Annotated in this window: 17 protein-coding genes; 1 reads left to right on the top strand and 16 read right to left on the bottom strand. The window is 58.9% G+C overall.

The window, feature by feature from the left end:
* Positions 1–59: 59 nt before the first annotated feature.
* Positions 60–905, bottom strand: coding sequence for an S-formylglutathione hydrolase (gene fghA, locus JSY17_RS09370; protein ID WP_117186477.1), 846 nt, complete (start codon positions 903–905; stop codon positions 60–62).
* Positions 906–1001: 96 nt separating this feature from the next.
* Complete coding sequence (locus JSY17_RS09365; protein ID WP_117164619.1) at positions 1002–2114, bottom strand: S-(hydroxymethyl)glutathione dehydrogenase/class III alcohol dehydrogenase; 1113 nt, start codon at positions 2112–2114, stop codon at positions 1002–1004.
* Between the two features lie 105 nt (positions 2115–2219).
* Here JSY17_RS09365 and JSY17_RS09360 point away from each other — a divergent pair, with 105 nt between their 5' ends.
* On the top strand, positions 2220–3116 hold the full coding sequence (locus JSY17_RS09360) for a LysR substrate-binding domain-containing protein (protein WP_206400859.1): 897 nt from the start codon (positions 2220–2222) through the stop codon (positions 3114–3116).
* Here JSY17_RS09360 and ispD read toward each other — a convergent pair.
* The 14 genes from ispD to JSY17_RS09290 all read right to left on the bottom strand — a co-directional run bounded on the left by ispD (position 3113) and on the right by JSY17_RS09290 (position 19262).
* The gene (gene ispD / locus JSY17_RS09355; protein ID WP_206400856.1) at positions 3113–3820 is read right to left on the bottom strand and encodes a 2-C-methyl-D-erythritol 4-phosphate cytidylyltransferase; all 708 of its coding nucleotides are present in this window, start codon (positions 3818–3820) and stop codon (positions 3113–3115) included. The genes JSY17_RS09360 and ispD overlap by 4 nt on opposite strands.
* A 10-nt stretch (positions 3821–3830) precedes the next feature.
* The gene (gene ftsB, locus JSY17_RS09350) at positions 3831–4109 is read right to left on the bottom strand and encodes a cell division protein FtsB (RefSeq protein WP_025258964.1); all 279 of its coding nucleotides are present in this window, start codon (positions 4107–4109) and stop codon (positions 3831–3833) included.
* Positions 4110–4294: 185 nt separating this feature from the next.
* Complete coding sequence (gene eno, locus JSY17_RS09345) at positions 4295–5584, bottom strand: phosphopyruvate hydratase (protein WP_117164616.1); 1290 nt, start codon at positions 5582–5584, stop codon at positions 4295–4297.
* 142 nt (positions 5585–5726) lie between these two features.
* Positions 5727–6572: a 3-deoxy-8-phosphooctulonate synthase gene (kdsA, locus tag JSY17_RS09340; protein WP_025258962.1), complete on the bottom strand. Its 846-nt coding sequence runs from the start codon at positions 6570–6572 to the stop codon at positions 5727–5729.
* Between the two features lie 15 nt (positions 6573–6587).
* Positions 6588–8219 carry a CTP synthase gene (locus JSY17_RS09335; RefSeq protein ID WP_117164615.1) on the bottom strand — a complete coding sequence of 544 codons (1632 nt, stop codon included), beginning with the start codon at positions 8217–8219 and terminating at the stop codon, positions 6588–6590.
* Between the two features lie 263 nt (positions 8220–8482).
* The gene (gene tilS / locus JSY17_RS09330) at positions 8483–9805 is read right to left on the bottom strand and encodes a tRNA lysidine(34) synthetase TilS (protein WP_263943196.1); all 1323 of its coding nucleotides are present in this window, start codon (positions 9803–9805) and stop codon (positions 8483–8485) included.
* Between the two features lie 115 nt (positions 9806–9920).
* The gene (locus JSY17_RS09325) at positions 9921–10868 is read right to left on the bottom strand and encodes an acetyl-CoA carboxylase carboxyltransferase subunit alpha (protein WP_117164613.1); all 948 of its coding nucleotides are present in this window, start codon (positions 10866–10868) and stop codon (positions 9921–9923) included.
* A gap of 115 nt (positions 10869–10983) precedes the next feature.
* Positions 10984–14505, bottom strand: coding sequence for a DNA polymerase III subunit alpha (gene dnaE, locus JSY17_RS09320; protein ID WP_117186472.1), 3522 nt, complete (start codon positions 14503–14505; stop codon positions 10984–10986).
* Between the two features lie 66 nt (positions 14506–14571).
* Positions 14572–15222 (bottom strand): ribonuclease HII, encoded by a 651-nt coding sequence (gene rnhB / locus JSY17_RS09315; RefSeq protein WP_117186471.1) that lies wholly within the window; start codon positions 15220–15222, stop codon positions 14572–14574.
* 11 nt (positions 15223–15233) lie between these two features.
* On the bottom strand, positions 15234–16373 hold the full coding sequence (gene lpxB, locus JSY17_RS09310) for a lipid-A-disaccharide synthase (protein WP_206400849.1): 1140 nt from the start codon (positions 16371–16373) through the stop codon (positions 15234–15236).
* 2 nt (positions 16374–16375) lie between these two features.
* Entirely contained in the window at positions 16376–17152 is a 777-nt protein-coding gene (gene lpxA / locus JSY17_RS09305; RefSeq protein ID WP_117164609.1) for an acyl-ACP--UDP-N-acetylglucosamine O-acyltransferase, read from the bottom strand.
* The gene (gene fabZ, locus JSY17_RS09300) at positions 17149–17589 is read right to left on the bottom strand and encodes a 3-hydroxyacyl-ACP dehydratase FabZ (RefSeq protein ID WP_117164608.1); all 441 of its coding nucleotides are present in this window, start codon (positions 17587–17589) and stop codon (positions 17149–17151) included. Before fabZ ends, lpxA begins: the two co-directional genes overlap by 4 nt.
* Before the next feature lie 110 nt (positions 17590–17699).
* The gene (gene lpxD, locus JSY17_RS09295) at positions 17700–18755 is read right to left on the bottom strand and encodes a UDP-3-O-(3-hydroxymyristoyl)glucosamine N-acyltransferase (protein ID WP_117186469.1); all 1056 of its coding nucleotides are present in this window, start codon (positions 18753–18755) and stop codon (positions 17700–17702) included.
* Positions 18756–18758: 3 nt separating this feature from the next.
* Positions 18759–19262 (bottom strand): OmpH family outer membrane protein, encoded by a 504-nt coding sequence (locus JSY17_RS09290; protein ID WP_025258953.1) that lies wholly within the window; start codon positions 19260–19262, stop codon positions 18759–18761.
* Between the last annotated feature and the right edge of the window lie 36 nt (positions 19263–19298).

Raw genomic sequence — 19298 nt, 5'->3', positions numbered from 1 at the left:
AAAAAAGTCAGGGCGTGATTCTACCTGCTTTGGCGCAAGTTAGGGCCTGTCGCTGACAGTCATCCGTTCAGAGCCTGGGCATGATGACGCAGATGGTCCTCGATGAAACTGGCAATGAAAAAGTAGCTGTGATCATAGCCAGGCTGCATCCTCAGGGTCAGCGGATGCTGAGCGGCTTTCGCCGCCTGGACCAGCGCTTCGGGTTTGAGCTGATTGACCAGGAAGTCATCCCGGTCGCCCTGATCCACCAGAATCGGCAGTTTTTCCGTGGCATCGGCAATCAATACCGTCGCATCCCACTCGCGCCAGCGTGAGCGGTCCTCACCCAGATAATGAGTAAAAGCTTTCTGCCCCCAAGGGCAATCCATCGGATTACTGATTGGCGAAAACGCCGAAACCGACTGGTAGCGCCCCGGATTGCGCAAGGCACAGACCAGAGCCCCATGACCACCCATGGAATGACCACTGATACCCCGGGCCGCAGAAGCCGGGAAATGCTCCTCGACCAGAGCCGGCAATTCATCGACCACATAATCGTGCATCCGATAATGCTTGGCCCAGGGTTGCGCCGTGGCGTTGAGGTAGAACCCGGCACCGAGCCCGAAGTCCCAGGCACCTTCCGGATCATCGGGCACATCGGCACCACGCGGGCTGGTATCGGGTGCAACCAGGATCAACCCCAGTTCGGCAGCCACCCTCTGGGCCGCGGCTTTCTGCATGAAGTTTTCATCGTTGCAGGTCAGGCCGGACAACCAGTACAGCACAGGCAACTTGCCGCCCTGCTCTGCCTGTGGCGGCAGGTAGACCGCAAATACCATATCGCAACCCAGCACCGTTGAATGATGCTTGTAACGCTTGAGCCAGCCGCCGAAGCTTTTCTGGCAGGACAGATTTTCCAGAGTCATGGTCGCACGCTCCCTAGCTTCAAGTTTCAAGCCTCAAGCTGCAAGAAAGGGCTGTACGCCTCTTGCAGCTTGTAGCTTTTAGCTTGTAGCTGCCCCTCAAAAATGGATTACAGAACGAATGCTTTTGCCTTCGTGCATCAGGTCGAACGCCTTGTTGATGTCTTCAAGACCCATGGTGTGGGTGATGAAGGTATCCAGCGGGATTTCGCCGGTTTGCGACATGTCGACGTAGCTTGGCAATTCGGTACGACCACGCACGCCACCAAATGCCGAACCGCGCCAGACGCGACCGGTCACCAACTGGAATGGACGGGTGGCGATTTCCTGGCCGGCACCGGCCACACCGATGATCACCGACTCGCCCCAACCCTTGTGGCAGCACTCCAGGGCAGCACGCATCAGTTGCACGTTGCCGATGCACTCGAAGGAGAAGTCCACACCGCCATCGGTCATGTCCACGATCACTTCCTGGATCGGACGATCGAAGTCTTTCGGGTTGACGCAATCGGTTGCACCCAGTTGTTTGGCGATTTCGAACTTGGCCGGGTTGATATCGATGGCAATGATGCGCGCCGCCTTGGCCTTGACCGCACCGATGACCGCCGACAGGCCGATGCCGCCCAGACCGAAGATGGCCACGGTATCACCCGGTTTTACCTTGGCGGTATTGAGCACCGCACCGATGCCGGTGGTGACGCCGCAACCCAGCAGGCAGACCTTCTCCAGCGGTGCTTCTTTCTGGATTTTGGCTACCGAGATTTCCGGCAGGACTGTGTATTCGGAAAAGGTCGACGTACCCATGTAGTGGAAAATCGGCTGACCCTTGTAGGAAAAGCGTGCTGTGCCATCCGGCATCAGGCCCTTGCCTTGAGTCGCACGGATCGACTGGCAGAGGTTGGTTTTACCCGACAGACAGAATTTGCACTGACGGCATTCCGGGGTGTACAGCGGAATCACATGGTCGCCCACCGCAACCGAGGTCACGCCTTCACCGATGGCTTCGACAATGGCGCCCCCTTCGTGGCCCAGAATCGCCGGGAAGATACCTTCCGGGTCAGCACCGGAGAGCGTGTAGGCATCGGTGTGGCAAACGCCCGAAGCCACGACCCGCAGCAGCACTTCTCCCGCCTTGGGCATGGCGACATCGATTTCAACGATTTCCAATGGCTTCTTGGCTTCAAAGGCAACAGCAGCACGCGACTTGATCATCGATCTTCTCCAACCAGATAAAAACAAGGTCTGGAGTGTAGTACAGTGCCGTTCAGTTAATAATCCAGACAAAAGCAAAACATTATTGCCATACAGGGATAATCGATGTACGCGAATCGCTGGGAAGGTCTGGACGAGTTCGTTGCGGTGGCCGAATGCGGGCAATTCACCGCAGCCGCCCAACGCCTGGGTGTGTCTTCCTCTCATATCAGTCGCCAGATCGTGCGCCTGGAAGAGCGTCTGCAAACCCGTTTGCTGTACCGCAGCACACGACGTGTAACCCTGACCGAAGCCGGTCAGACTTTTCTGCATCATTGCCAGCGCTTGCAAGACGGACGCGAAGAAGCGCTGCGCGCCGTGGGCGATCTGACCAGCGAACCGAAAGGCCTGCTGCGCATGACCTGCGCCGTAGCCTACGGCGAACGCTTTATCACGCCATTGGTCACGCGCTTCATGGATCTTTACCCGCAACTGCGCGTCGATATCGAGCTGAGCAACGACACCCTGGATCTGGTTCATGAGGGAATGGATCTGGCGATTCGCCTGGGTCGGCTACAGGACTCGCGCCTTGTCGCCGTCAGGCTGGCTCCGCGACGCATGTACCTGTGCGCGTCGCCTTCCTATCTGGAGCGCTACGGCAGGCCTCACAGCCTTTCGGAGTTGAGTCGCCACAATTGCCTGATCGGCAGCAGTGACACCTGGCTGCTTCAGCAGAACGGCAGGGAGTTTTCACAACGAGTCCAGGGCAACTGGCGCTGCAACAGTGGCCAGGCGGTGCTGAACGCCGCATTGCAGGGCGTGGGCCTGTGCCAGCTTCCGGACTATTACGTGCAGGAACACTTGAAAAACGGCAGCCTGATTTCTCTGCTCGAAGCGCACCAACCGCCCAACACCGCCGTCTGGGCGCTTTATCCGCAGCAGCGCCACTTGTCGCCCAAGGTGCGCAAACTGGTCGATTACCTCAAGGAAGGTCTGGCGATGAGGGAAGAATACAGCGTCTAGTTTCCCAGGGATCTGCGCTGACGCAGCCACTCAAGATCTTCGGGGCGAGTTACCTTGATATTGTCGGAACGCCCTTCGATCAAACGAGGCGACTGCCCTGCCCACTCGATGGCCGAAGCGTCATCGGTGATGCTGACGTTCGACACCTTGCTGTCGGCCAGCGCCCGGTGCAAGGCACCGAGACGGAACATCTGCGGCGTGTAAGCCTGCCAGATCAGGCTGCGATCGACGGTCTGCGCCACACGACCATGTTCGTCGGCACGCTTGAGGGTATCGCGGGCCGGAACGGCCAGCAGGCCACCCACCGGATCGTCCGCCAGTTCGCCCAGCAGGTTGTCCAGATCGCTACGGGCGAGATTGGGACGTGCCGCATCGTGGACCAGCACCCAGTCGTCATCGCTGGCCCCCTGGGCATGCAGGTGCAGCAAAGCGTTGAGTACCGAGTCCGAACGTTCCTTGCCGCCATCCACACGCTGGATACGTGAATCCAGTGCACACGGCAGGGTTGGCCAGTAAGGATCATCCACAGCCAGACTGATCACCATGCCCTTGAGACGCGGGTGATCGAGAAAGCAAAGCAGGCTGTGTTCAAGAATAGTGAGGCCGCCCAGTTGCAGGTATTGCTTGGGACGGTCCGCTGCCATGCGAGCACCGACGCCCGCCGCAGGAATCACTGCCCAGAAGGCAGGAAGAGAATCTTTCATTGCACCAACGTCATTGCGCCAACTGATAGAGGGTTTCGCCATCCTTGACCATGCCAAGCTCATGGCGGGCACGTTCTTCAACGGTTTCAAGGCCCTTCTTCAGCTCCATGACCTCAGCATCCAGAACGCGGTTCCGCTCGAGCAGAACTTCGTTTTCAGCATGCTGTTCTGCAATTTGCTCGGTCAGGCTGGCCACTTGAGCCAGGCTTCCGTTACCTACCCACAGGCGATACTGAAGACCACCAAGCAGCAGGATCAGGATGAGGAACAACCAGTTAGGACTGCGCATGAAATATCAGGTACCCAGTAAAAAAGACTGCAGAGCCAGCAATATGAACAATCGACTGAGGGCATTGAGCCTGACATAAGCCAGGCTCAATCACTCCTGATTACAGCGGAGCGTCCGCATCAGGGCTGCATTTATGTCGGCATGACCGGCTTTTTCTGCAGCACCTGTCTTTTACCATCTACGACTCAGCCGCGAAACTCTGCGCGACCACGGTACACGGCTTTGCTACCCAGTTGCTCTTCGATACGCAGCAATTGGTTGTACTTGGATACGCGGTCGGAGCGGCACAGCGAACCGGTCTTGATCTGACCCGCCGAAGTACCGACTGCCAGATCGGCGATGGTCGAATCTTCGGTTTCACCGGAACGGTGCGAGATCACGGCAGTGTAACCGGCAGCCTTGGCCATCTGGATGGCTTCCAGGGTTTCGGTCAGGGTACCGATCTGGTTGAACTTGATCAGGATCGAGTTGGCGATCTTCTTGTCGATGCCTTCTTTCAGGATCTTGGTGTTGGTCACGAACAGATCGTCACCGACCAGTTGAACCTTGTCGCCGATCTTGTCGGTCAGGACTTTCCAGCCAGCCCAGTCGGACTCGTCCAGACCGTCTTCGATGGAGATGATCGGGTAGCGCTGGGTCAGACCGGCCAGGTAGTCGGCAAAACCGGCTGCGTCGAAGGAGTGACCTTCGCCCGACAGGTTGTATTTACCGTCTTCGTAGAACTCGCTCGCCGCGCAGTCCAGAGCCAGGGTCACGTCGGTGCCCAGTTTGTAACCGGCATTGGCCACAGCTTCGGAGATCGCGCCCAGAGCGTCTTCGTTGGAAGCCAGGTTAGGTGCGAAACCACCTTCGTCACCCACTGCAGTGTTCAGGCCACGAGCCTTCAGAACAGCCTTGAGGTGGTGGAAAATCTCGGTGCCCATGCGCAGCGCATCGGAGAAGGTCTTGGCGCCAACCGGCTGAACCATGAACTCCTGGATGTCGATGTTGTTATCGGCGTGCTCGCCACCGTTGATGATGTTCATCATCGGGACCGGCATCGAGTAGACGCCCGGGGTGCCGTTGAGGTTGGCGATGTGAGCGTAGAGCGGCAGATCCTGATCCTGCGCAGCGGCCTTGGCGGCAGCCAGGGAGACAGCGAGGATGGCGTTGGCGCCCAGGCTTGCCTTGTTCTCGGTACCGTCGAGCTTGATCATCGCCTGATCCAGCGCCTTCTGGTCAACCGGGTCCTTGCCCAGCAGCAGATCGCGGATCGGGCCGTTGATGTTGGCTACAGCCTTAAGAACACCTTTACCCAGGTAACGGCTCTTGTCGCCATCACGCAGCTCGAGCGCTTCGCGCGAGCCGGTTGAAGCACCCGATGGCGCGCATGCGGTGCCAATGATGCCGTTATCGAGGAGCACATCTGCTTCCACGGTGGGATTGCCACGGGAGTCGAGAACTTCACGACCTTTGATGTCGACGATTTTTGCCATTGTTGTAAACACTCCAAGATTGACGAAAACGACGCAGCTGGGAAAAAACGATTATCGCTGTCAGGCAAGAAACGAGGCAGGCCTGAATGAGACAACCCCCGACACAAGGACGGGGGAACGGCACTTTACCGGAGAACCGGACTCAAGCGGTCTCGACTGCAGGAAAACTTTTGACCAGTTCATCCAGAGCCTTGAGCTGAGCCAGGAATGGCTCCAGCTTGTCCAGACGCAAGGCACAAGGACCGTCGCATTTGGCGTTGTCAGGATCTGGATGCGCTTCAAGGAACAGTCCGGCCAGATTCTGACTGATACCGGCCTTGGCCAGTTCCAGCACCTGGGCGCGACGGCCACCGGCCGAATCGGCACGACCACCCGGCATCTGCAGGGAATGGGTCACGTCGAAGAACACCGGATAGTCGAACTGCTTCATGATGCCGAAGCCGAGCATGTCCACCACCAGGTTGTTGTAACCGAAGCTGGAGCCACGTTCGCACAGGATCAATTGATCGTTACCGGCCTCTTCGCACTTGGTCAGGATGTGTTTCATTTCCTGAGGCGCAAGGAACTGGGCTTTCTTGATATTGATCACTGCGCCAGTCCTGGCCATGGCGACCACAAGGTCGGTCTGGCGTGACAGGAAAGCCGGCAACTGAATGATGTCGCAGACTTCGGCAACCACTGCCGCCTGCTCGGGCTCATGCACGTCGGTGATCAGCGGAACGTTGAAGGTCTTCTTGATCTCTTCGAAGATCCGCATGCCCGCTTCCAGGCCAGGCCCACGATAGGACGTGACCGAAGAGCGGTTGGCCTTGTCGAAGCTGGCCTTGAACACGTAGGGGATACCGAGCTTTTCGGTAACCCGCACATATTCCTCACAGACCTGCATGGCCATGTCCCGCGACTCCAGCACGTTCATGCCACCAAACAGGACCATTGGCTTGTCGTTGGCAATCTCGATGGAACCTACACGGATGATTTTCTGAGCCATGTTCTGATATCCCTGTCAGGCGTTCTTCTGATGTTGGGCCAGTGCAGCCTTGACGAAGCCGCTGAACAGCGGATGGCCGTCGCGAGGCGTCGAAGTGAACTCGGGGTGAAACTGGCAGGCGACGAACCATGGGTGATCCGGCGCTTCAACCACTTCGACCAGTGCGCCGTCACCGGAGCGACCGGAAATCTTCAGGCCGGCTTCGATCAGTTGCGGCAGCAGCTTGTTGTTCACTTCATAGCGATGGCGATGGCGCTCGACGATGACGTCGCTGGCATAGCACTCATGAACCAGAGAACCGGCTTCGAGCTGGCATTCCTGAGCACCCAGACGCATGGTGCCGCCCAGATCGGAAGCTTCGGTACGGGTTTCCACGGCACCGGTAGCGTCTTCCCACTCGGTGATCAGACCGACGACAGCGTGAGCGCTGGTACGGTCGAACTCGGTGGAGTTGGCATCCTTCCAGCCCAGCACGTTACGGGCGAATTCGATAACGGCCACTTGCATGCCCAGGCAGATACCCAGGTAAGGCACCTTGTTCTCACGGGCGAACTGCACGGCAGTGATCTTGCCTTCGACACCACGCAGACCGAAACCGCCAGGAACCAGAATCGCATCCACACCTTCGAGCAGGCTGGTGCCCTGGTTCTCGATGTCTTCGGAGTCGATGTAGCGCAGGTTGACCTTGGTGCGGTTGGTGATACCGGCGTGGCTCATGGCTTCGATCAACGACTTGTAGGCGTCGAGCAGTTCCATGTACTTGCCGACCATCGCGATGGTGACTTCGTGCTCGGGGTTGAGCTTGGCATCGACCACCTTGTCCCATTCGGACAGGTCGGCACCATTGCATTGCAGGCCGAAGCGCTCGACGACGAAATCGTCCAGGCCCTGGGCGTGCAGCATGCCCGGGATCTTGTAGATGGTGTCGGCGTCTTCCAGGGAAATGACCGCACGCTCTTCAACGTTGGTGAACAGCGCGATCTTGCGACGCGAGGACACATCGACGTGGTGGTCGGAGCGGCAGATCAGCACGTCAGGCTGCAGGCCGATGGAGCGCAGCTCCTTAACCGAGTGCTGGGTAGGCTTGGTCTTGGTTTCGCCAGCGGTGGCGATGTAAGGAACCAGCGTCAGGTGCATCAGCATGGCGCGCTTGGCACCGATCTCGACGCGCAACTGGCGGATAGCTTCCAGGAACGGTTGCGACTCGATGTCACCCACGGTGCCGCCGATCTCGACCAGCGCGACGTCGGCATCACCGGCGCCCTTGATGATACGGCGCTTGATTTCGTCGGTGATGTGCGGGATGACCTGGATGGTCGCGCCCAGATAATCACCACGACGCTCTTTGCGCAGGACGTGTTCGTACACACGGCCGGTGGTGAAGTTGTTGTTCTGGGTCATGGTGGTGCGGATGAACCGCTCGTAGTGGCCAAGGTCCAGGTCGGTTTCGGCGCCGTCGTGGGTAACGAACACTTCACCGTGCTGGAAAGGACTCATGGTCCCCGGATCGACGTTGATGTAGGGGTCCAGCTTGAGCATGGTGACCTTAAGTCCCCTCGCCTCCAGGATGGCCGCCAATGAAGCCGAGGCAATGCCTTTCCCCAATGAAGAAACAACACCGCCCGTGACGAAGATGTAGCGCGTCATGAAAAACCCTAGAAGTCTGCGTTAAAGCGGTCAGAGCCGCCGGGGAAAGCGAAGGAAGGCCGAAGCCCCCGATTACCGACAAAATTCACGGTGCACTCCCGAAACTGCTGCGTTTGAACCGACATGCCAGAAGCTTGTCCATTGGCGCCACATTTTAAGAATCGCCCAGTAAACACTGGTTGGTAACCGGCAACTTGCGTTGGTTCAAAAGAGCCAACAGAAGCTGTATCAAGAAGGGAGCGTAGTCTACCTGAAAGGGCCTTTCAGCTCAAACTTTGGTCGCTCGTCGGTGCAATCCAGTGCAGGCGCCAGTTTCCATGGGGCGCGCCGTCCAGCCCCGGCAGGTTGGCGATGGCCAGCAGTTCATCGTCACGATAGAGCAGCGGCAATCTGCCGCGCACGAACAGCGGCACACCACGCTCATTGAGCAGACGCTTGAGATCGCGATGGCCACGACCTTGCACCTGCATGACTTCGCCGCCCTGGCGATAGCGGATCTGCAAGGGTCCGGCAGGCCCTTCGCCTTCGATCCACACCTGGCCGTTACCGGGCAGACTCAATGGACTGGATGCATCAGGCCAGAGCGACATTTCGCCAGGAGACTGTAACCAGTTGCCCGCCAACCACCAGACATGCCCGTCAGCCCGATGCAGTTCACCGTCGGCCAGCCGCCACAGGGGCCGTGCGTCGTCGGCTGCATTGCACAAGGTTTCCCAGCCAGCCCAGTGATCGGTATCCGGCAGACGGGTCAGCGGTGCCAGCCAGTGGCGCAGCGCATTGCGTTGTCGGGCGGCGGACAGACCGGCCAGTGGCTCCAGAGCCAGCACCGGCCTGCCCAGCCAGGCAAAGGCAGTGTCGGGTCGGGCATTGGCCAGATCCTGCTCCGCCAGCTCACCCAGCAATTGTTCGGCCTCGCCCATGTGTTCGGCAGTACGCGCCATGCTGGCGGACACTTGCGGCCAGCGCGATGCCAGCAAAGGCATGACCCGACCGCGCAGAAAGTTGCGGGACAGTTGTTGATCCTGGTTGCTGGGATCTTCGATCCAGCTCAAGCCATGCTGCCGGGCATAGTCTTCCAGCTCTCCACGGGAAACCGACAACAGCGGTCGCAGCACCCTTCCCTTCCCCATCGCCCGCTGCTGCGACATGGCGGCAAGCCCTCGAACACCCGCACCTCGCAACAGACGAAACAATAAAGTCTCGGCCTGATCGTCACGGTGCTGAGCCGTCAGCAATACATCACCCTCACCCAACCGCTCAATGAAGGCTGCATAACGCGCCTCACGGGCCGCCTGCTCGATACTGGCGCCAGACTTCACCCGCACAGTCACGCTCTGAAAGGAAACGCCGAGCTTCAGGCAAACCTGTCGGCAATGCTCCGGCCAGGCATCGGCAGCGGCCTGCAGGCCGTGATGAACATGGATGGCATTCAGAGACGGCAAGCTCTCGCGTGCGGCGAGCTCAGCCAGAAGGTGCAGCAATACGGTGGAGTCCAGACCGCCGGAAAAACCGACATGCCAGACCGGCGCGTGACGCCAGGGAGCCAGAACCTGAAGCAGTCTGGCGGGGAGATCGTCTCGGTACACAGAAGAGCCCCGTAGGAGCGGATTCATCCGCGAAGCGGGAGCGAATTCATTCGCGAACAAACCGACAAGGTTTGCGGGAATGAATTCGCTCCTACAGAGGGCACACAGCGTTCTATCAGACGCCGTAGCTCATCAGACGCTCGTAACGACGGGCCAGCAGCGCATCGTTGTCCATCTTCTTGAGCATCGCCAACTGGCTGCTCAGCTCTGCACGAATGGTGGCAGAGGCAGCAGCCGGATCACGGTGCGCGCCGCCCAGAGGCTCGGCAATCACCTTGTCGACGATACCCAGACCTTTGAGGCGCTCGGCGGTGATGCCCATCGCTTCTGCAGCATCCGGCGCTTTCTCGGCCGTCTTCCACAGAATCGACGCACAGCCTTCCGGAGAGATCACCGCATAGGTCGAATATTGCAGCATGTTCAACTGGTCGCAGACGCCAATGGCCAGCGCACCACCGGAACCGCCTTCACCGATAACGGTAGCGATGATCGGCGTCTTCAGGCGCGCCATGACCCGCAGGTTCCAGGCAATGGCTTCGCTCTGGTTGCGCTCTTCGGCGTCGATGCCCGGATAGGCACCCGGCGTGTCGATGAAGGTCAGGATCGGCATCTTGAAGCGTTCGGCCATTTCCATCAGGCGGCAGGCCTTGCGATAGCCCTCAGGACGCGGCATACCGAAGTTGCGACGAACCTTTTCCCGGACTTCACGACCTTTCTGGTGACCGATCACCATGACAGGCTGGTCTTCCAGGCGAGCGATACCGCCAACAATGGCCGCGTCATCGGAGAAGTGACGGTCACCATGCAATTCATCGAACTCGGTGAAGATGTGTTCGATGTAGTCCAGGGTGTAAGGACGACGTGGGTGACGCGCCATGCGCGCGATCTGCCAGCTGGTCAGATTGCCGAAGATGCTTTCGGTGAGCGTATTGCTCTTGTCTTGCAGCCGGGCAATTTCATCGCTGATGTTCAGCGAGTTGTCATTACCGACCAAACGCAGTTCTTCGATCTTGGCTTGCAAGTCAGCGATAGGCTGTTCGAAATCAAGAAAATTCGGGTTCATAGGCATCCGTCTTGGGTCGACGGCCAAGAGGCCGGCCGGTTGATCCGTCAGCGCCCTGTCCCATGGAAAGAGCGCGTTCCGGTCGAGATTAAAAGTTCAGGCTGAGCCTAGTCGTTCAGCGATACTGGAGAAAGACGTTCTCACGTCCGAACTGGTCACGCAGAGCTTGAATCAAGCTGTCTGCCGGATCAATTCGCCACTCCTCGCCAAACTGCAATAATGCCCTGGCATCAGGCCCCGTGTAGTCCAGCGTGACAGGGCACGCTCCCCGGTGACGCTTGCACAGATCGCCCAGCCAGCGCAGGCGGTCGCCCTTGAGCGCATCGCAATGCACGGTCAGGCGCAGGCTTTCTGCAAGATTGGTGCGTGCATCCTCGATGCTCATGACGCGCTTGGCACGCAGACGCAGACCACCGGAAAAATCGTCATTACTGATTTCGCCTTCGACTACCACCATAGCATCGGTCTGCAAAAGCGATTGCGCCGAATGGAACGCTTCGGCAAACAGTGAAGCTTCGATACGCGCCGAGCGGTCGTCCAGGGTAATGAACCCCATCTTGTCGCCCTTCTTGTTCTTCATGACCCGCAGGGCAATGATCAGCCCGGCGATGGTCTGGGTATCACGCGCCGGCTTGAGATCGATGATCCGCTGGCGGGCGAAACGCCGGATCTCACCTTCGTACTCATCGATAGGGTGACCGGTCAGGTACAGCCCCAGGGTTTCCTTCTCGCCACGCAGCCGGTCCTTGAGGCTCAGCTCGCGGGTCTTGCGATGGTTGGCATAGACGTCGGCATCTTCTTCGACGAACAGCCCACCAAACAGGTCCGCGTGACCACTGTCACGGCTGCGGGCCGTCTGCTCGGCGGCCTGGATCGCCTCTTCGAGCGCTGCCAGCAGCACCGAACGGTTGCGGTCGATATTGGCCTGATAGGCTTTCGGCTCTTGCTCGAAGTAAGGACCGAGACGATCCAGCGCACCACTGCGAATCAGGCCGTCCAGGGTCCGCTTGTTGACCCGCTTGAGATCGACGCGAGCACAGAAATCGAACAGATCCTTGAACGGACCGGCCGCACGGGCTTCGGTAATGGCCTCCACCGGCCCCTCGCCCACGCCCTTGATTGCGCCCAGCCCGTAAAGAATCCGGCCATCGTCGCTGACCGTGAACTTGAACTCGGAGATATTCACGTCCGGCGCATCGAGGCGCAGCTTCATGGTCCGCACTTCTTCGATCAAGGTCACGACCTTGTCGGTGTTGTGCATATCCGCAGACAACACGGCCGCCATGAACGGTGCCGGGTAATGGGTCTTGAGCCATGCCGTCTGGTAGGACACCAGCCCGTAGGCGGCGGAGTGGGACTTGTTGAAGCCGTAACCGGCGAATTTCTCCACCAGGTCGAAAATGTTACCCGCCAGGTCCGGGTCGATATTGTTGGTCTTGCAGCCTTCGATGAAACCGCCGCGCTGCTTGGCCATTTCCTCGGGCTTTTTCTTACCCATCGCACGACGCAGCATGTCGGCGCCACCAAGGGTATAACCGGCCATGACCTGAGCGATCTGCATCACCTGTTCCTGATACAGGATGATGCCGTAGGTCGGCGCCAGTACCGGCTTGAGGCCGTCATACTGGTAATCGACATGGGGATAGGACAGCTCTGCACGACCGTGCTTGCGGTTGATGAAGTCGTCCACCATCCCGGACTGCAAAGGCCCCGGACGGAACAGGGCCACCAGTGCGATCAGGTCTTCCAGGCAGTCGGGCTTGAGCTTCTTGATCAGCTCTTTCATGCCGCGGGATTCAAGCTGGAATACCGCTGTGGTTTCTGCCCGCTGCAACAGCTGGTAGGTCGGCATGTCGTCGAGCGGAATGAAGGCGATATCCAGAGGCTCTTCGTTGGCCTTGGCGCGATCACGGTTGATGGTCTTGAGCGCCCAGTCGATGATGGTCAGGGTACGCAGACCGAGGAAGTCGAACTTCACCAGACCCGCGGCCTCGACATCGTCCTTGTCGAACTGGGTTACCAGACCGTCGCCAGCCTCGTCGCAATAGATCGGCGAGAAGTCGGTCAGCTTGGTCGGCGCAATGACCACACCACCCGCGTGCTTGCCGACGTTACGCACAACCCCTTCAAGCTTGAGGGCCATTTCCCAGATTTCCGCCGCTTCCTCGTCGGTCTTGAGGAAGTCGCGCAGGATCTCTTCCTGCTCGTAGGCTTTTTCCAGGGTCATGCCGACTTCGAACGGAATCATTTTCGACAGGCGATCGGCCAGCCCGTAGGACTTGCCCTGCACCCGCGCCACGTCACGCACCACAGCCTTGGCGGCCATGGAACCGAACGTGATGATCTGGCTGACCGCATTGCGGCCATATTTCTCGGCCACATAATCGATCACCCGGTCGCGACCATCCATGCAGAAGTCGACGTCGAAGTCGGGCATCGATACCCGTTCCGGGTTGAGGAAGCGCTCGAACAGCAGGTCGTATTCCAGCGGGTCCAGGTCCGTGATCTTCTGCACATACGCCACCAGAGACCCGGCACCCGAGCCTCGACCCGGGCCGACCGGCACACCGTTGTTCTTGGCCCACTGGATAAAGTCCATAACGATCAGGAAGTAACCGGGGAACCCCATCTGGATAATGATATCCAGCTCGAAATTCAGCCGGTCGACATAGACCTGACGTTTGGCCTCGTAATCTTCGGTGGTATCTCTGGGCAGGAGAACAGCCAGACGCTCTTCCAGCCCCTCGAACGATACCTTGCGGAAATACTCATCGATGGTCATGCCATCGGGAATCGGGAAGTTGGGCAGGAAGTGCGTACCCAGCTTGACGTCGATATTGCAGCGCTTGGCAATTTCGACCGTGTTTTCCAGCGCCTCGGGCAGGTCGCTGAACAACTCGGCCATTTCCTCGGGGCTTTTCAGATACTGCTGATCGCTGTAGTTGTGCGAGCGCCGCGGGTCGTCCAGCGCCCGCCCCTCGCCAATGCAGACACGGGTTTCGTGCGCTTCGAAATCGCTCTGCTTGATAAAGCGCACATCGTTGGTTGCAACCAGCGGTGCACCGTGACGATCAGCCAGGGCAACGGCAGCATGCAGATGCTCTTCATCGTTGGTCCGGTTGGTACGCTGCACTTCGACGTAGAAACGATCGGGGAAAATCGCCATCCACTCGCGCAACAGCTCATCGGCCTCGCCCGGATTGCCGCCGAGCAGGGCCATGCCGATCTCGCCCTCCTTGGCCGCCGACAGGGCAATCAGCCCTTCATTGGCTTCGGCGACCCATTCACGCTCGACGATGATCAGCCCGTTGCGCTGGCCTTCGATAAAGCCTCGGGAAATCAGCTCGGTCAGATTGCGATAGCCCTGGGGATTCATCACCAGCAGGCTGATGCGGCTGAGCGGAGCATCTTCGTCCTTGCCTGCCAGCCACAGGTCGGCACCACAGATCGGTTTGATCCCCGCGCCCTGGGCCGCTTTGTAGAACTTGACCAGCGAACACATGTTGTTCTGATCGGTCACCGCCACGGCAGGCATATTCATGCCGGCCAGAGCCTTGATCAGTGGTTTGACCCGGACCAGACCATCGACCAGAGAGTATTCGGTGTGCAGGCGTAGATGAACGAAAGAAGCCGGCATGGTGATCCTATAGCGCGAAAACACAAAAAACGAAGGTCAGGATTGTAGCGAGCCTTGGCCGATACGTCAGTCCTGCAGCAGCCCATTCGAGCTGAAGGACGAAGCGACCGAAATGGACTCACGCGCTTCCCAGGCCGCCCGTACCGGCCCGAAGGAGCGCCGGTGAATCGGCGTCGGCCCGAGACGGGACAGAGCTTCCAGATGCACGGCTGTCGGATAACCCTTGTGCCCGCCCATACCGTAACCGGGATACATCAGCTCGAAAGCGGCCATTTCCCGATCACGGGTGACCTTGGCCAGAATCGATGCGGCCGCAATGGCTGGCACCTTGGCATCGCCTTGCACCACTGGCGCACAGGGAATCGACAGTTGCGGACAACGATTGCCATCGATCAATGCCAGCCTGGGCGTGATGCTCAGGCCTTCCACGGCACGCTTCATGGCCAGCATGGTGGCATGCAGAATGTTCAGTTCGTCGATTTCATGGACTTCGGCGCGGGCCACGAACCAGCACAGGGCCTTCTCGCAGATCTCGTCGTACAGTTTCTCGCGGCGCGCTTCGGTGAGCTTCTTGGAGTCATTGAGCCCCAGTATCGGCCTTGCGGGGTCGAGAATCACCGCTGCGGTCACCACGTCGCCACACAGTGGACCACGGCCGACTTCATCGACGCCCGCGACCAGATCCTCGACCAGATTGAAATCCAAACCTATTTGCATTGCTCGGGAACTCACAGTGAAGGCGAATGGCCAAGCAGGCTCAGCACCGCATCGGCTGCCTGATTGGAGGCGTCACGGCGCAGGGTGCGATGAATCTCGTCGAAGCCCGCCGTCTGCACCTGCCCGTCATCGAGCAGCGGCAGCAAGGTCCTGGCCAGCGCTTCGGGCGTTGCGTCATCCTGCAACAGTTCAGGCACCAGCAGACGCTGGGCCAGCAGATTCGGCAGTGAAACGTAGGGGCTCTTGACCAGCCGCTTGAGAATCCAGAAAGTCAGCGGTGCCAGACGGTAGGCAACCACCATGGGCCGCTTGTACAGCAAGGCTTCCAGTGTCGCGGTGCCGGAGGCGATCAATACGGCATCACAGGCAGCCAGCGCCACATGGGAGCGGCCATCCAGCAACATGACCGGCAGATCACGACCTTGCAGCAGTTGCTCCACCTGAGCCCGCCGCTGAGGGCTGGCGCAGGGCAGGACGAAGCGCAGACCGGGGCGCTGTACCAGAAGACGCTCGGCCGTATCGAAAAACAGGCTCCCCAGACGACCGACTTCACCGCCACGGCTACCCGGCATCAGCGCCACCACCGGCCCGTCACCCAGTCCAAGCTCGGCACGCGCCGCAGGACGATCGGACTCGAGAGGAATGGTGTCGGCAAGCGGATGCCCGACAAAACGCACGGGCACGCCCTTCTCTTCGTAGAAACGGGCCTCGAACGGCAGCAGGGTCAACATCAGATCGCAGCCTTCGCGAATCTTCAGGACACGCTTCTGCCGCCAGGCCCATACCGAAGGGCTGACGTAATGCACGGTCTTGATCCCGGCACGCCGTAGCTGGAGTTCGATATTGAGGGTGAAGTCAGGGGCATCGATACCAATGAAAACATCGGGTTTCTCGTCGATGAGGATCTGGACCAGCAATTTGCGCCGCGCCAGCAGCTCTCGCAGGCGGCCCAGCACTTCCACCAGCCCCATGACCGACAGGCGCTCCATGGGAAAGCTGGAAACCATGCCTTCGGCTTCCATCAACGGGCCACCGACGCCAATAAATTCGACATCGGGATGGCGCGCCTTGATGGCACGCATCAGTCCCGAACCGAGAATATCGCCGGACGCTTCTCCAGCTACCAGAGCGATGCGCAATGAGCCAGCCATGGTCAGCGGGTAATACCGCGGGTCGAAGTCTGGATTGACTGAAGGAAGATCGCGACCTCGGGAAACAGCGAGGCAGGCTCCGCCAGTTCGGCAATCGCCTGATCCACGGTCAGGCCCTGCCGATAGACCGTCTTGTAGGCCTTGCGCAGTGCATGAATGGCTTCTTCGGAGAAACCACGACGGCGCATGCCCTCGAAGTTCATGCTGCGGGCTTCGGCCGGGTTGCCAAATACGGTGACGAAGGCCGGCACATCCTTGCCGATCGCCGTACCCATGCCGGAGAAGCTGTGGGCACCGATATGGCAGAACTGATGAACCAGGGTGAATCCGGACAGGATCGCCCAGTCGTCTACATGCACGTGACCGGCCAGAGCCGTGTTGTTGACCAGGATGCAGTGATTGCCGATGACGCTGTCATGCCCGATATGGGCGTAGGCCATGATCAGGTTATGGTCACCCAGGGTGGTCTCGGCGCGATCCTGAATGGTCCCGCGGTGAATCGTCACCCCTTCGCGAATCACGTTGTGATCGCCGATCACCAGACGAGTCGCTTCGCCCTTGTACTTGAGGTCAGGCGTGTCCTCGCCTACCGAGGAAAACTGGTAAATACGGTTGTGCTTGCCGATCCGCGTCGGCCCCTTGAGGATGACATGCGGACCAATGACCGTACCCTCGCCGATTTCCACACCTGGTCCGACGATCGACCAGGGGCCGACCTCAACATCATCGGCCAGGATGGCCGTCGGATCGATGATTGCGCGAGGGTCAATCAAACTCATAGCTTGCGTTCCGCACAGATGATTTCTGCGGAGCATACAGGTTTACCGTCGACCGAGGCCTGGCATTCGAACTTCCAGATCTGGCGCTTGCTGCTCAGGAACTTCGCTTCCAGAACCAGTTGATCGCCCGGCAGCACCGGCTGACGGAAGCGCAACTTGTCCGAACCCACGAAATAGTAAATCGTGCCGTCGGCAGGTTTCGAGTCGAGCAGTTTGAAAGCCAGAATACCGGCAGCCTGAGCCATCGCCTCGATGATCAGGACACCCGGCATGATGGGATGGTCAGGGAAATGGCCGTTGAAAAAGGGCTCGTTGACGCTGACATTCTTGTAGGCGCGAATGCTTTTGTTCTCGATATCCAGCTCTGTCACACGATCTACCAACAGAAACGGGTAACGATGAGGCAGGTATTCGCGAATTTCTTTAATGTCCATCATTTCGAGGGGAAGCCTGTAATAAAGATTGGGAGTGCGTCGCTACTACGCAGCACTCCTCTGCATCAAGGGTGGCAGTTTATCGCCTGTACGCGCTTGATATGAAAAAGGTATCAGCCATCAGATGAAACATTACCGTCAGAGGTCACTGTCTCGACGATCTTTTCAAGCTTCTGCAGTCGCCGCGCCATGTCATCGAGCTTGCGAATGCGCGCTGCACTCTTGCGCCACTCGCCGGCAGGCTGCATCGCGGTACCGGAAGAATAGGAGCCGGGCTCGGTAATGGAGTGAGTGACCATCGTCATGCCGGTGATGAAAACGCCATCACAGATATCGATATGCCCCACCAGACCGACACCACCGGCCAGCATGCAGTGCTTGCCGATTTTCGTGCTTCCCGAAATACCGACACAGGCGGCCATGGCGGTGTGATCACCGATCTGGACGTTATGGGCAATCTGGATCTGGTTGTCGAGCTTCACGCCGTTGCCGATGCGGGTATCGGCCAGTGCGCCGCGGTCAATCGCCGTATTGACGCCGATCTCCACATCGTCACCGATGCTGACACCGCCAATCTGGGCAATCTTCTGCCAGACGCCTTTCTCGTTGGCAAAGCCGAAGCCTTCGCCACCCAGCACGGCACCCGACTGGATGACGACACGCTTGCCAATGCGCACATCGTGATAGAGCGTCACGCGAGGAGCCAGCCAGCCGCCTTCACCGATCTCGCTGCGGGCACCGATGAAGCAATGGGCACCGACAGTCACGTTCGCGTCAATCCGCGCACCGCTCTCGATCACCGCATAGGCACCGATGCTGGCAGTAGGATCTACCTGAGCATCTTCGGCGACAACAGCCGTAGCATGCACACCGGCAGCAGCCTTGGGCTTGGGATCGAACAGATGCGAGATTCGTGCATAGGCCAGATACGGATCCGGCACCAGCAGCGCGTCGCCAGCGTAGCCTTCAGCGTCTGCCGGTTTCAGCAGCACCGCACCGGCCCGGGCATCCACGAGATACTTGCGATACTGTGGATTTGCCAGGAAGCTGAGCTGATCAGGGCCGGCCTCTTGTAAAGTGGCCAGCCCCGTAATGTTCTTGTCCTGGTCGCCACGTAACGTGGCGCCAAGGTACTCGGCCAACTGGCCGAGTCTGATAATTGTACTCATGGATTACTTCAGCTGGTTCATGCGCTCGATGACCTGGCGAGTGACGTCATACTGAGGTTTGACATCAATCACTGCACCGCGCTCGAACACCAGGTCGAAACCACCTTTCTTGATGACTTCTTCAACAGCCTGATCCAGCTTTGGCTTGAGCTGCTTGAGCATTTCACGGTCGGCAACGGCCTTGGCTTCGTTCAGTTCCTTGGACTGGAACTGGAAGTCACGAGCCTTTTGCTTGAATTCAAGCTCCAGACGCTCACGCTCAGGCTGAGCCATCTTGTCGCCACCACTTACCAGACGATCCTGAATGCCCTTGGCGCTGCTTTCCAGAGTCTTGAGTTTGGTCAGTTGCGGACCGAATTTCTTCTCGGCATCCACGGCATATTTCTTGGCAGCGTCGGATTCCAGCAAGGCCATCTGATAGTTCAGGACGGCGATTTTCATGTCCGCAAACGCAGGGCCTGCGACGAGAACGGTTGCCAGCATTACCAATTGAGTCAACTTACGCACAATACACTCCTACACAATTCGTTTCGTTATCAGTAA

Origin of the sequence: Pseudomonas capsici (assembly GCF_017165765.1) — a bacterium.
GTDB classification, from domain to species: Bacteria; Pseudomonadota; Gammaproteobacteria; order Pseudomonadales; family Pseudomonadaceae; genus Aquipseudomonas; species Aquipseudomonas capsici.
The sequence above is the reverse complement of the archived record's forward strand: the minus strand, read 5'-3'. Positions and strand labels throughout refer to the sequence as shown.